This window comes from Kitasatospora sp. NPDC058492 (assembly GCF_042720685.1).
Lineage (GTDB): Bacteria > Actinomycetota > Actinomycetes > Streptomycetales > Streptomycetaceae > Kitasatospora.
Map to the genome: position 1 here is coordinate 1 of NZ_JBHXMU010000112.1, position 14,514 is coordinate 14,514.

At 67.4% G+C, this 14,514-nt stretch carries 8 protein-coding genes and 1 pseudogene; 7 read left to right on the forward strand and 2 right to left on the reverse strand.

What is annotated here, in order from left to right; genetic code table 11:
• The 4 genes and pseudogenes from ACFWPI_RS38560 to ACFWPI_RS38575 form a co-directional block, all read left to right on the forward strand.
• A pseudogene (locus ACFWPI_RS38560) lies at positions 1–489 on the forward strand (hypothetical protein); the annotation flags it as partial.
• Between the two features lie 78 nt (positions 490–567).
• Entirely contained in the window at positions 568–1,974 is a 1,407-nt protein-coding gene (locus ACFWPI_RS38565) for an IS1380 family transposase (protein ID WP_380380246.1), read from the forward strand.
• A gap of 129 nt (positions 1,975–2,103) precedes the next feature.
• Complete coding sequence (locus ACFWPI_RS38570) at positions 2,104–2,469, forward strand: transposase (protein ID WP_380425362.1); 366 nt, start codon at positions 2,104–2,106, stop codon at positions 2,467–2,469.
• Positions 2,470–2,474: 5 nt separating this feature from the next.
• Positions 2,475–3,386 (forward strand): IS3 family transposase, encoded by a 912-nt coding sequence (locus tag ACFWPI_RS38575; protein WP_380380260.1) that lies wholly within the window; start codon positions 2,475–2,477, stop codon positions 3,384–3,386.
• A gap of 49 nt (positions 3,387–3,435) precedes the next feature.
• Here ACFWPI_RS38575 and ACFWPI_RS38580 read toward each other — a convergent pair whose 3' ends face one another.
• A complete protein-coding gene (locus tag ACFWPI_RS38580) occupies positions 3,436–4,263 on the reverse strand; it encodes a DUF4365 domain-containing protein (protein WP_380380250.1) in 828 nt (275 codons plus the stop codon).
• A gap of 588 nt (positions 4,264–4,851) precedes the next feature.
• Positions 4,852–5,391, reverse strand: coding sequence for a hypothetical protein (locus ACFWPI_RS38585; protein ID WP_380380252.1), 540 nt, complete (start codon positions 5,389–5,391; stop codon positions 4,852–4,854).
• Positions 5,392–5,579: 188 nt separating this feature from the next.
• Here ACFWPI_RS38585 and ACFWPI_RS38590 point away from each other — a divergent pair, with 188 nt between their 5' ends.
• The 3 genes from ACFWPI_RS38590 to ACFWPI_RS38600 all read left to right on the forward strand — a co-directional run bounded on the left by ACFWPI_RS38590 (position 5,580) and on the right by ACFWPI_RS38600 (position 14,365).
• Positions 5,580–6,515 carry a nucleosidase gene (locus ACFWPI_RS38590; protein ID WP_380380254.1) on the forward strand — a complete coding sequence of 312 codons (936 nt, stop codon included), beginning with the start codon at positions 5,580–5,582 and terminating at the stop codon, positions 6,513–6,515.
• The gene (locus ACFWPI_RS38595; RefSeq protein WP_380380256.1) at positions 6,512–10,756 is read left to right on the forward strand and encodes a hypothetical protein; all 4,245 of its coding nucleotides are present in this window, start codon (positions 6,512–6,514) and stop codon (positions 10,754–10,756) included. Before ACFWPI_RS38590 ends, ACFWPI_RS38595 begins: the two co-directional genes overlap by 4 nt.
• A gap of 99 nt (positions 10,757–10,855) precedes the next feature.
• Positions 10,856–14,365 carry a hypothetical protein gene (locus ACFWPI_RS38600; RefSeq protein ID WP_380380258.1) on the forward strand — a complete coding sequence of 1,170 codons (3,510 nt, stop codon included), beginning with the start codon at positions 10,856–10,858 and terminating at the stop codon, positions 14,363–14,365.
• The last annotated feature ends 149 nt before the right edge of the window (positions 14,366–14,514 follow it).

The following is a 14,514-nucleotide window of genomic DNA, read 5'->3' on the forward strand; positions in this document are numbered from 1 at the left end:
GCCCGGCACCTGGCGGCGATCTACCATCAGAGGTGGGAGATCGAGAACGGGTACGACGAGCTCAAGAACCGCCTGCGCGGAGCCGGGTTCGTCCTGCGCTCGAAGTCTCCCGAGCTGGCCTGCCAGGAGGTCTACGCACTCCTGACCGTCTACCAGGCGCTGTGCGCACTGGAGTTGCACGCCGCACAGCGCGGCGCCATCGACCCCGACCGGATCTCCTTCACGGTTACCGTCCAGCTCGCCCGGCTGAAGGTCGCCGGCCAAGCGGCCGCAGACGCCATCACGCTGCTGGCAGCACGCAGCGAGGTCGTCCGCGAGCTCTTGGACGGCCTCCTCCCAGCCCGACGCGACCGTCAGTGCGACCGAGTCAAGAAGCCGCCCAAGAACACCTTCGAAACCAAGAAGCGAGACCGGCCACGCACTCCCGGTCACGTTCAGTACACCCTCAAAGTGGCCTGGCACCCGCCCCTACCTGCGGAAACGCCCTAACTCACCGGCATTGTTCTGAGCTGCAACGATGAGGCTTGTCTAAGGTCCCAGTCGTACCAGCAGGAAGGCACTTTCTGCGTGCACACTACCCGGTCACGCCCCAAGCTCGTCGTCAGTGCCGACGGGCACGGGGTGGTCAACCACGCCGGCTCGCGTCTGCTGGCGGATCTGGCCGACGTCACAACGCTGACCAGCACCTTCAGCGACGCCCTGCGCCGACTGCGGCCGCGCGGGACCGGGCACGATCCCGGCCGCGTCGCGGTGGACCTGGCGGTGATGCTCGCCGACGGAGGCGAGGCGATCCGGGACCTGGCCGTGCTGCGCGACCAGCGCGACGTGTTCGGGCCGGTCGCCTCCACCCCGACCGCCTGGCGCGTCCTGGCAGGCATCGACACCAACAAACTGAACGCTCTGCGGGCAGCCCGGGCCGCTGCCCGCGAGGTCGCCTGGCTGCAGACCGCCGAAACCAGGGACGGGATACCGCCGGCCCAGGCCGCAGGACGTCAACTGCCCGGCCTGGTCCTGGACATTGACGCCACCCTGGTCACCTGCCACTCCGAGAAGGAAGAGGCGGCCGCCACCTACAAACGCGGTTTCGGCTACCACCCGATGCTCTGCTTCCTGGACAACGCCGGCGAGGCCCTCGCCGGCCTCCTGCGCCCCGGCAACGCCGGAGCGAACACCGCGGCCGACCACATCACCGTCCTCGATCAGGCCCTCGCGCAGATTCCCGACGCCCACCGCCACGGCACCCCGGTCCTCATCCGAGCCGACAGCGCGGGCGGCGCGAAAGCCTTCCTCGCCCGCCTACGCGCCCTGCGACAGCGCGGAATCCAAACCACCTTCTCCGTCGGGCACGCCGTCACCGAACAGGTCCGCAAGGCCATCCAGGTCCTGCCCGACCAGCTCTGGCACCCCGCGCTGGAACAGGACGGGACTCTTCGTTCCAGCGCCGAAGTCGCTGAACTGACCGGCCTGGTCGACCTCACCGGATACCCGGACGGCACCCGGGCCATCGTCCGCCGCGAGTATCCCCATCCAGGCGCCCAGCTGTCCCTGTTCGACCAGGACGAAGGCATGCGCCACCAGGTCTTCCTCACCGACACGCCTGTCGCCGGCGGCGGCTCGATCCAGTACCTGGAAGTCCGCCACCGGGCTCACGCCCGCGTCGAGGACCACATCCGCTGCGGCAAGACCACCGGCTTCGGCCGCTTCCCCTCCCGCCACTTCGCGATCAACCAGGTCTGGCTGGAGCTCTCCCTGACCGCGATCGACCTGCTTGCCTGGGCACGAACCCTGCTACTGGACGGCGAGTCGGCCACCGCCGAACCCAAGAAGCTCCGCTACCGCCTCCTGCACGCTGCCGCCCGGATCACGCGCGGAGCCCGCCGCCTACGCCTGAGGATCGCCACCACCTGGCCCTGGCGCCATGAACTGACCACGGCGTTCAGCCGCCTGATGGCACTACCCCGACCAGCCACCTGACAGACCCGAAGCAGCCCCCGACCACCCACGACCCGAGGATCCAGGAGCACCCGGCCATCGCGCCGGGCCCTCGCCATGCCCAACGTCCGACGGCAGCCCCGCGACCTCCGACACTGAGGTTCCCCCGAGGTGCGGAAGGTCGCCGGAGATGGCCTGATGGGCCATGAGAAGGGAGCCTCTGCCATGGCTGCACCGATGAAATACCCGCCCGAGTTGCGGCAGCGCGCTGTTGCCGCGTACCGGGCCGCGGATCCGAAGCCCGTGATCCGTCAGCTCGCCCGGGACCTGGGCGTGCACCACGAGGCCTTGCGGAACTGGATCCGTCAGGACGAGGCGGATCGCGGTGAGCGTGACGACCGGCTGACCACCGCCGAGAAGGAGGAGTTGGCCGCTCTGCGCAAGGAGAACGCTGAGCTCCGCCGGTCCTGCGAGATCCTCAAGGCCGCATCGGCTTTTTTCGCCCAGGAGCTCGACCCGACCCGGCGACGGTACTGAAGCTCATCGACGAGCACCAGGACCGCTTCGGGGCCGAGCCCGTCCTCCGGGAACTGCACATCCCCGCCTCCACCTACTACCGCTGGCGCCGCGACGTTCACGAGCCGTGCGAGCGCAAGCGCCACGACGCCGAGCTGACCGAGCACATCCGCCGCGTTCACGCCGACTCCGACGGAACCTACGGCTCTCCACGCGTCCACGCCGTCCTGCGGCGCGAGGGAACCCGCGTCGGCCGTAAACGAGTCGAGCGCCTGATGCGCGAGGCCGCCCTGCAAGGCGTGAGCCCGCGCCGGCCCCGCTCCTTCACCCGCCGCGACCCGGCGGCCGACCCCGCCCCGGACCTGGTCCGGCGCGACTTCACCGCGGGCGCCCCCAACCGGCTGTGGGTCGCCGACATCTCGCTGGTCCCGACCGGCGAGGGAGCATGGTGGCTGGCCACGATCCGTGACGCCTTCTCCCGCCGAATCGTGGGCTGGCACACCTCGGAGCGGGCGGACACCGACCTCGTCCTCACCGCCCTGGAGTACGCGCTGCACGGCCGGCCAGTCGAGCCCGGCAAGCTGATCCATCACAGCGACCACGGGTGTCAATACACGTCCATCAAGCTCACAACCCGCCTGCTGAAGGCGGGAATCGAGCCGAGTATGGGGAGCGTGGGCGACTCGTTCGACAACGCCCTCGCGGAGAACTTCTGGAGCGTCCTGAAGACCGAGTGCGTGCGCCGCACGACCTTCGCGACCCGCACCGACGCCGACCTCGCCCTGTTCGCCTACATCGACGGCTGGTACAACAGCCGCCGCATCCAAAAGCGCCTCAGCTGGCTCAGCCCCGACGAGTACGAAGCCAAGTACTACGCCGACCAGGCGACGGCCAAACCAGCGGCCCTCGACCTACCCACACCCGCTCTGACCAGCTAATCAGCACCTCCCACACAGCGGGGGAAGCTCACACAGAGATCACCCCAGATCAGCCGCCGTGAACCGAAACGCGCAGGCTAAAGACCCGATAGTTGTTCAAGCAGATGTCCCCAATGCCGAACAAAAGGGTGATCCGGGCTGGCATGCTCCGCGGAAAGAGCGTGCCAATAGAGCCAGCGAAAAGGCACGCAAGGATGGCAGCCAAGGGTGACCCGACCGCGAATCCCCGATCCTCACCTTCGGCCTGGAGGACCGGCACCGTCGTCATCATGAACATCACGGCCATGAAGATCAGGTAGGCCACCATCACCACCATGCCGAGCACGTCCAACACCCGGCCGCCCCCGATGGGTTTTCGCCGGGTAACAACCCTCGGCGCCCTACGCACGGTCGCAGCCGCCGGGCCGTCGCCTTCTTCGACCACCCGCGAACCCTGCGCGTCAATGAACGCCTGTAGCTCACTGACGAATCCGGCGAGGGTCGCATCCGTCAGCTCGTTGGCTGCGGGCACCCGAATCCAACGCGCCTCGCTGCCCTGCTGCAGTTCCTGAGTCAGGTTGACCCAGAACAGTCGCTTCTGGTCGCGGTCGTAAACGACCCCCACGACCGGAAGGCGGCTTTCCTTCCAGTCCTGTCGGTGACCACCCACCGGGATGGCGTACCTTTTAGCCCGTTTGTACCTTTCGCCGCTCTTCACCTGGATAGCGATGACGTGCCCGGTGCGCCGGCCATCGCTCGCAAAGCCGACGTAGAGATCCTCGCCGTGATCGGCACCGCCGTCGATCTCCTGGACAAGGTGATCGTGCTCCTCCAGTAGCGTGCGCAGAGCGTTCACTCCGGCGCGCTCGATCTTCCGACTCGCTCTGATGGTCGCCACGCTGGGCACCTCCCCCCGACACCTCCCGCTACCCCCTGCAGCGCAGCCACCGGGACGGACAGCGGTGCCGGATTGCTTGAGGACCGCTCAAGCCGCCTGCGTCGATCCCTTGCCTGCGGGTTCGGTCTTGCTGTCGGTGAGCACCGTCAGCGCCCGCCACACCGCCAGGCCCTCATTCGAGCGGGCCCTTCCACTCAGTTTGGCTCGGAGCATCGCGGGCTCATCCCCGGCTCCACGAGAAGCCAGCAAGAGGCACGTTTACGCAAAGTCAAGTGCCCTGATTGACATATTGCATGGCCGAGCATCTTAATGGTTCCCGCGTGAGCAGCTAACTCATCTTTATTGACATCGAGTTGAGCCGATATGACAGCTTAATTTATTGCCACAGGCCTGCGGAAGCCCAGATATTGCATCGGCCAGGCAAGTCCAACTCCGTTCACATCCGCCCACAAACGCCCAGTGCGCCTGGGTATCAAATTGTTCCCACAACCCAGAATCGCGTTCAGATACACCGAGCAACGGTGAGCCAATGAGCACTCGGCAACCACCTGCGATACGAGTCGGAACCCCATATTGCAGACCACCGGCCTACCCCGCGACGTCGACGTACTGGACTATCTGGGCAGCGAGAACGACGATTGCCAACACTTCCAGAACGGACAGGATGATCGGCAGAGTCACCCCCGCGCCGTAGACCCAGAACGCAGCAAGAGATGCAGTCGGAACCGCAGCGAAGGCGGTGAGATCAACTACGCACTGGATGATCTTCCGCTGTTTCCGGTGGCCATCGCTTCGGTGTGCCGACTCCCAACCGAAGAGGCTCTCATGCTCGCCAGCGAGCGCCGCCAGGCGAGGCCCTAGATCAGTACGGACATAGCGGCCGATCGCACTGATCTTCTGATCATTTGCCAGGTAGGTCCATCCGAGAATGGAGGTCGCCGCAGGCAGCGCCAGCAACAACGCGGGCTGGCGTGTCTGCGCCGCGCCGATCAGCACCGTCACCATCGCAGCCAGTGTGACGTAGAGCAGATTGTCCCGGAAGCCGATTCGGGTCTTCTGTTCCTCCTTCACCCTGTCGTACTCGGCCAAGAGTAGCTTGCCAACGGTGATGTCATCGGTCGTAGTCACGGCTGTTTCCCCGGTGCTGAGAGTCAAGGTCCCGTCCAGACAGTCTGGCTCAGCCAGCCAGTCACCGGAAAGGTGTCGCCGATGCCCGCAAGTAGCCGCTGTTGGCCGGGCGCAGCTCGCAGCGAGTCAGGACTGTCGGCGGGCGACGGTACGCTCGATGGAAGTCACGATTCCGGAGGTAAGGTCCTTTGCTCGAAGGCGAGTTCGGCTCAACCAGCCCAGTCGTCGTGCTGACGGCAATCAGTCTTGAGTACAACGCGGTACGCGAGCACTTGCTCGAACCACATCGAGTGATCCACGAGGGCACGTGGTGCGAGGTCGGTACGGTGACAGGATCGGAACGCCAGGTCGTCATCGCGGAAGTGGGACCGGGAAACCTCCGGACGGCCGTGGTCGCAGAGCAGCTCAGGGCGGCCTTCGCACCTCTGGCGATCATCTTCGTTGGGGTGGCAGGCAGCCTGAAGTCCGATGTCAGGCTCGGTGACGTCGTGGTCGCAGACAAGATCTACGCGTACGACGGCTCCAAGCACGGACCCGACGAGCAGTTCGCCCGTCCGGCGGCCTGGAGCCCTTCGCACGCACTGTTGCAAACCGCGCTGCACGGTTTGCGCGGCTCGGCCTGGCAAGAACGGATCCGCCTGGGTGCGTACCGGCCGGACCGGCTACCGGAGCTCCACGTCAAGCCGGTCGCCGCCGGTGAGACCGTCCTCAACTCGATGGACTCCCCGCTGCGTGAACGGCTTGTCCGGGTCTTCAACGACGCGGTTGCCGTGGAGATGGAAAGTGCGGGACTCGCAACGGCAGCCGCCCTCGGAAAGGTGGACTCACTGACGATCCGGGGCATCAGCGACCTCGCCGACGGTGCCAAGGCGTCGGCCGATGCCCGCGGCAGCCAGCAGATCGCGGCCTCGCACGCCGCAGCCGCTGCGATGGCTGTCATCGCCGCGCTGCCGGGCGACCTCGTGGAGGCCACCCCGGCCGGCGGATCCGGGCCCGTCGACGGCCCGCTCACCCCCGGGCCGACGCTGCGGCAGATCAACAAAGCGGACCGCAAGGGAGTCGTCAATGCCGTACAAAACGGCAACCAGTCCATCACCAATGGACCGCGGACGACTCCCAGGTGAGTAGCGACGAGAGGCTGGAGGACGAGGCACGGTCCGGGCCGGCTTCCCCTTCCGGCGTCCAGCCGACCGCACAGACCAACCGCGCGGACGCAGGCGGCACCGTCAACGCGGTGCAGAACGGTGACCAGTTCATCCAGTACTTCGTCGGGCCGGACGGAAAGCTGCTCTTCACCCAGTGGGAGAGGAGCCTTCGGCGAAACCCGGGAACACTGCGCATCGGACCGGACCAGGAGCTGACCGTCGACCGGCCGGCAGCACTCGCCGACCTAATAGAGGCACTCGTCAGCGACCGTCTGGAAGAGGTCATCATCGTCCGTGGGGCGCCTGGAGTCGGCAAGTCCGCGCTAGTGCTCCGAGCAGTCGATGAACTGCGTGACCGCTCCGTAGAGGTATTGGCGGCCTCCCTTCCGGCAATGGCCCCATATGCAGGAGGCTTGGCGGAACTCGTCACGTCGGCACTGGAGCGGGACAGCAGCGCACCGGGAACGCCGACCCGTTCGGGGATCCTCGTCCTGGACGGAACCGAGGCCGCCCAGGAAGGCTTCGACGACCTGACCATCGAGGCCGTCGATGCAGCGCTCAGTACCGGCTTGCTTCCGGTGCTGGTCAGCCGTGATGACGCCGCGGAGATGCTGCGTGATCTGGTAGCGCGCGCAGGCCACCGAGGAGTGGCGGAGACCAGTGTTCCGCCCCTGGACGACCGGGAGGTCGACGACGTCCTCCGTGCGGCACCGCACCTCGCCCAAATGGCGGATGATGGCCGGTCCCGCTGGCTGCTCCGCAGGCTCAAGATCATCGATCTGCTGTTGCGCTCCATCGGGCGTGGCGGCCGGCTACCGGCTCGTTTGAGAAGCGAGGCCGATGTCTACCGGCACGTCTGGACCGCGTTCGTCCTCAACAACGGCCTCCAGCTCTCCACCGGTCTGGAGGCTGGGGCACGTGGCCGAACCCTGGCCACGCTGGCCGAGGCCCGACTAACGGGGAGGAGGCCACCTGAGGTGCCCGGACCGGCCCTGGCTTCGTTGCGGTCCGACGGCATCCTGGCCCCGCTCGACGAGGTGTCGGCGGTCTCGGGCGAGGAGCACGCCTTCTCTCACGACCTGCTGCGGGACTTCGCCACGACCCGGCGCCTACTGCTGGACGACGGCTTCCTGCTCCTGGAGGGCACTGGCCCTCGATGGGCTGTCCATGCCGCCCGGATCTACTGCCAGGAGAGGCTCTGGCCCGATCCGGACGCGCCCGGCGGATTCCTCACCCGTTGGAACCGGACGCGTCAACAGTTCGTACGTCTCGCCGAGAGGCACGGGGCACGCTGGGAGGACGTCCTCTGGGAAGCGGTCCTGTCTGCCGACTGGTGTTCCGACGCCCTCTCCGCCTTGACCGAGGAGTTCCTCCGGGAGCCCGGCCTGCTGAACAGCCTGCTGCGTTGCATCCTGCAGCGCTTCGGCGACGGCGGGTGCTGCGATCCGCTGGTCGCAGGACCCGTGGTCGAATGGATCGTTCGGCATACGAGCGTCCTCTCCCGCCCTCGCGCCGATCCGGGCGACGAGGTCGTGCTGGCATGGCTGCGCGGCCTGTTCCTGCAGGAGGCACTCGGGACCGACACGGCGAAGCATCGGACGGTGCGGGCCCTGCTGCGCGATGCCATGCTTCGGGACGTACCGGAGTTCCCCTCGGGCGCCTACATCGAGGCACTCGCGCTGCTCGGTGCCGAGCGCGCCGGTACCGGGGCCGCCCTGCTGCGAAAGCTGGCGCACTCGCGCCCCGCCAGCCTTATGCCAGCCGTGGACCGTACTGAGGCCGCCGGCTGCCTGGCCATGACCGACCCCGATCTGCTTGTCGAACTGGCCTCGGCCTACTACCTTCCGCACTCCGATCGACCGGGCCGATTCATCGGACGCAGCCGGAGGCCGCGGATGGGGGAGCACGAGTTCCTCGGCGGCCTCGCCCACAGCCGGGCCGACTGGGCACGTGGCCCGTTCTTCTGGTTGCTCCAGGCCGCCCCCTCGCACGGGCTACGTCTGATCGAGGCCATGGTCACAGGCACCCTGGAGGCGCTGAGCACGACGGCCGACGAGCCCGGTGTGACCGCCGATTTCCTGGGCACCGGCCCGCGTTGCTACGCGGGTACCTCCAGCTCCTGGTACTGGTACCGGGGAGCACTGAACGGTCACCAGCCGTGTATAAGTGCGCTGATGGCCTTGGAACGCTGGCTGGAACGGGAGATCGACCGCGGCGCCGTCACCGTTCGCTCCGCCGCCCAACTGGTCCTGACCCGGGTCGGAACACTGCCCGGCCTCGGTCTTGCCTACGGTCTGCTGCTGCGGCATCTGGACACGGTCACCGACGAGTTGGACGAGTTCCTTGCCGTCCCCCTGGTCTGGGAATTCGAGATCGGCCGTATCGTCGGCGGCACTATGTTCCGGGGCGGCAACGACCTTCCTGGTGGCGAGTGGTTGAAGCGCTCACCGGTCGAGATCGCGATGACTCTGGTCGTCAATGCCGCACACACGGACAACAGGCAGGCCGTGGCGCGGCTGAGAGCGGTGGCCGATCGGCTCCGCTCAGCCGCGCCGGACGGCGCGGCCGGGTCGACCGTCAAGTCCTGGGCCGACCACCTCGACCTAGAGCGCTTCAGACTGGTGCGGCACGGTGACCAGGAGGCGATCGAAGCGCGGGCGTCAGAGGCCGACGCCCCGGTGCTGGAACGCCACCGTGCGGAAGCCGATCTCACCTCGCTGAAGTACGGGTTGATCAACCGCTACGCGCTCCGCCGGTCGCTGCCGTACCGCGTGAGCGCGCCGGTCCTCACCGATCCCGACCAGCTCGCCACCGACCTCCGGACAGCACGCGAGCTCCACGGAGGGCCGGCCGACGAAGCGGGATGGGCGTCCGGCGGGTGTTGCGCGGTAGCGGCTGCGGCCGTACATGCCGCAGCGATCAGCAGGGCGCCGACCGCAGAGGATCTGCAGTGGTCGGTCGACCTGCTGATCGCGGCGGTTCACGAGCCCGTCGATATGCTCTACGGTCCGGACGCCACTCAGCCCTGGGCCGGCAACCGGCTGGCCGCCCTTGCCCTGCCGCGTCTGCTCGCACCCCTGGCCGACGCTTGCGAGCCGCCGCCCATCGACACCGAACGCGTGGCCGGCGCCGTGGTGCACAGCACTGCCCACCCGATGCACGAGGTACGCGAGTACGCCGTCGAAGGGTTGCGTCCGCTCTGGTCCATCAGGTGTTCAGCGGATCACCTCCGCTGCCATCACGGCCTTGCCTGGCGCGCGGTGGAGTCCTGCGTCCGCCAGTCGCTGGAGCCCGGGGCCAGTCCGTCCCCGCCCACGACGGGCGACATGTCCTCGGCCTCCCTCGCTGCCGCTCTGGTCTCTCGCAAGGGGAAGGACATGGACCCGGTGGTGCTGCGGCCCGCGGTCTCGGCAGTGCTGGAGGCCGCTCGGACCCCGCACTGCTGCCGGGCCCTGGCCCACGAGTTGCGTGGACCCCTGTTGGACGCCTACGCCCGCGCAGCGCAGGTGTGGGGTACGGAGCCGCATACCGAACAGGGAGCGGGTCTGGGAGCCTCCCTCCTGCGCGCCGCCGACGCCGAGCCGGCTGTACTGATCCGGTTCGCCGATCGGCTGGTCGTCTCGCCCTCAACGTTCAGCCATCTGCTGCGGGCCCTGAAGACTGCCGCCACCTACGAGAGCGACCTCGTACGGCCCCTCGCCGCCACCTGGCCGTACCTCATGGAGCTGGTACTCACCCAGCCCCTGCCGGCCGCCGTGGACCAGGAGGACGAAGACGCCGACAGGTTCGCACGACACGACCACGGAACGATGCGATCGGAGATCATCCCGAACCCGGTGGCGTCCATGATGGACCGGGACGTCGATGGCACTCTGCGGGAGGCCCGACGCCGGTGGATCCCCCTCGCCCCTGTAGCGGACTTGGTCGAGGACTGGACGGCTCAGGTCGACAAGGACTGGTCGGCCCTCGACAACCTCATCGGCTTCCTCAAGGCACAGCCCGTTCATGAACAGGTCGATCCCGGCCTGCGCTGGGTCCGGCAGCTGTCCGTCGACCGCGTCGGGGCGGTCGACTCCTCCGGCTATCTCCTCGTCGATTGGTTGAAAGGCCTGCATCCCGAGGTGACGGCCGCGGCCCGGAGTCACTTCCAAGCTGTGGTGGACGGGCTCGCCCTGGCCCGGCACCCGAGTGCCACCACACTGCAACGGCTGGACGAATGAGCCCGAACGAACGCGGTCACCGGCTCCGGCCCGTCGGCTTGCCAGCTCAGTCGTGCGCCCGCACCAGGCCATGCGGACCGATAAGGAGAGAGAAGAGGGATGGACGACAACAGCGCGGCGAGCGTGGACCCCGGTTCCTCCGGAGACGACGAGCGACCCCTCGTCCAACAGAACACGGCCGACAACGGCAGCACTGTCTACGCCGTTCTGAACGGCAACCAGAGCATCTACCACGTCCTCCCGGATGTTACCTCGCCCGATCCGTGGCTCACGGCGCAGGAGGCGTTCGAAGATCCGCACGCCGCCGCCTACTTCTCCCACCGCTGGAACCTGGTCGGCCGTACGGAACTCGTCAAGGAACTGGTCTCCTTCAGCACTACCACCGACGAAGCCAACGGGCGTGTGGGCGTCCTGCTGGGGGCGGCTGGCGCGGGGAAGAGCCGTGTCCTGCATGCTCTCGCTGCGGACTTCGTCCTCCGCACCGGGGGCGTTGTACGGGTTCTGCCGGCGTATCCGGCCGTGAACCATCAGGTCTCGGCACGATTGCCCGACGACTCCAGCCTCCTTGTCGTCATCGAGGACGCGCACCAGCGCCCCGACGACCTACCGGATGTCATCCGCGACCTTTGCCGTCAACGACCCCGAGCCAAGATCATCATCTCCACCAGGCCCTCCGGCACAGCTGCCCTCAGAACAGCGTTCAGGCAGCTCCGGATGGACGACTCCCTGATTCCTACCTGGGAACTCGGCGAGCTCTCGACCAGGGAGGCCACCAGCCTCGCGGCACAGGCGCTGAGCAGTGAGACTCGACACCTGGCCCGCTGGCTCGCCAAAGCTGTGGGTGACTCACCGTTCCTGCTGCTCTTCAGCGCCGTACAGATCGGGCGGGGGCGACTCGATCCCGAACAAGTGGAACGAGACGGCGAACTACGCCGGCAGGTGACGGAGGCGTTCATCACAGAAGCTATGGGAAGCTCGGCCACTCACGACGAGGACCGGTCCCTGTTGCACCTCGTCGCAGCTCTGCAACCCGTACGCATCGACGTACCTCGCTTCCTGAGCACCATGGCCCACCTGCTCGGCGTCTCAACGGCCATCGTTCGGACCCGGCTGGCCCGCCTCGTGGACATCGGGCTCCTGGCGCGCCGTGGTACCTCTCACCGAATCCTGCCCGACCTGCTGGGTGATGTCCTCCTGGCCGAGGCAGCACTTGATCCCCGGAGTGGGCAGTCCATCGGTTTTCTCGAAGACATACTCGACAACACCGATGGCGAGCCGCTGACCAACCTACTGGTGAACACCGGACGGGTGGACTGGCAGTGGAGAGACCTCCGTCCCAATGGCCCTTCCCCTGTCGAACCCCTCTGGCTCATCCTCACGCAGGAGTACGCAGCCGGGAGCGCCGATGCGCGCCGGCAACTGCTGACCGTCGTACGCAAGGTAGCCCCGTTCCAGCCGAGGCGTGTCCTCGATCTCCTACGCACGACGGTCGAGGCGGACCGCTCAGGCCTTGCGCGGCTGCTGGACGACATCCCTCCGGTGCTGGCAGCCGCCGCACAAGACCCAGAGCATCTCGGGGAGTCGCTCGATCTGCTGTGGAAGGTCGGACAGCACGACGTGCGGCCGATTCACTCGGCCCCGCATTCAGCGCTACGCCTCCTCAGCGACCTCGCCTCGTACACCCCCGACAAGCCGCTTTTCTATCAGGAGGCCGTCGTCGATGCCGTCGGCCGGTGGGCGCAAGCCGGGACGGCCCACGCCTCCTCCCGTATGCCCTTCGCCCTGCTGGACCGGATCTTCGAAACGGTCGCGGAGCGCCATGAGACCGAGGGGTGGACGCTCGTCATCTCGCGTCTGCCTCTGGCAGCCGATCGTGTGGCCTCCGTACGCGCCCGCGCCTACCAAGTGCTCCTCGACGCCTATGGCTCCTCGGACCCGGTACGGGCCGGCATCGCGGCGCGGAGCCTCGCGGAAGCCTTCCGGGACCAACGCGGCCCGTTCGAGGCTCTGGTGGTCCCGGCTCTGGAGGAGTTGGCCGTACGGACCCGGGAGATCGGACCAGGACCGCTGGTGTCGCTCGCCGTACACCGATCGGTGCTGTGGCACCTGCTGTACGGCGCCGCATCGGCCTCGGCCGCAGCGCGTCGGGTCTCGGACTCCCTGCCGGACTCGTTGCCGCACCGGATCGCCGTGCTGATGCACAGTGACTGCCACGAGTGGCAACTGGTCGGCGACGACTACGACTTCGGCGCTTCTGAGCACGCCTGGCAGCTCCGCATCACCCAGGCTGCCGAGGAAGCCGCTTCCCTTTGGGACGACAGAACCGTCTGGAGCGTGCTGTGCGACCTCCTGGAGACGGGGGTGCGGGTGTTCGCCGAATGTCCACCAGACTGCCGGCCACTGATCGACGGCTTCGCGGCAGGACGGCCCGGGCTCTCCACGGCAATCATCCGCGGAGCACTGGAACGCGGCGACACCACCGTCGACCTCGTCGTGGCACCGGCGTTGAAGGCCCTCTGGGAGAGCGATCCATTGGCAGCCGAGCAACTCTTGACGGAACTGTCGGACACCAGCCGCGCCGCCGTGCTCCGATCCGTCCTCCAGACAAGCCTGACCCGGCTGGCGGCAGGCAACGCGCTGCACACGTCGGAGGGCACGGCGGCCCGCCGGCTGGCCGCACACCATGACGTCTCCGTTCGCGTCGCAGTCCTCTCCCTGGCGGTCCGGATGGTCCGGAACCTCTCGACGCGATCGGAGGGAATCGCACTCCTCTGCTCCGTCCCCTTCTCGGCGTTGCCCTCCGGGGCAAGGGAGTTCGCGTGGGCGTTCATCGGCCCCGACGCCCTCTCCTGGTCCGACCTGACCCCGGACCAACGAGCGGGCTGCGTCATCGAGCTGACCGGAGCACCGACGCTAGACGACTACCGGGTCCAGTCAGCCATCGCAGCCCTGTCCGAGGCGTACGAGGACGAAGCACTCGACATGCTCATCGAGCGGGTGGAATCGTGGGAGTCTGATCCCGCACCTGCTTGCACCCCTCTCCCCTTCTCTTGGGGCGCTCCCCTCCCATTCAAGAACAGCACACGTCGCACAGACCTGCTGGAAAGACTGGTCCGCTGGTTCGAACGGGAACGGGAACACCCCTGGCGTCGAGAGCTGTTCGGCATCAAGTTGTTCAGCATCGTGGCGGGCGGCACGTACACCCGCGAAGTGCTCGATGTCCTCCTGAAGGTCTTCAGGTCGGGCGACGCCGCACGAATGCAGGCGATAGCCCCGCTCCTGGGCGGAGCTCACCGCGACCTCCTGTGGGAGAAACCTGACTTCGTGGCCGACATCCTGCAGACGGCCGCCCAGCACTCGAACGAGCTGTACCACCGGGTTGGCGGCCACCTAATGAACGCCGTCATGTCCGGTGTGAAGTCAACCTCACCCGGCGAGCCGTTCCCCCAGGACGTCGAGGTCCGCGAACAGGCAGCTCGAATCCGCGCAGGGCTGACCGCTGGCTCACCGGAAGACCGCTTCTACTCCGCGCTCGAAGACCGCGCCGGCGCCGAGATCGAGAGAGCGCTTCGGGAGGACTTGGACCTCGACAACCGCCGCGAATGGTAGAAGGCGCCTGCACCCGTCGCTTCACTCACCTCCATCGCTTTTGGCCAACCGCTTCTAGTAGTACTTCGTTAGGTTGGGGCGGGCTGTCGGGTGCGGTTTGTGGATCTTCTTGTGGGAAGCGGGCGTTGGCAGGTGTGGCAGACACCGGT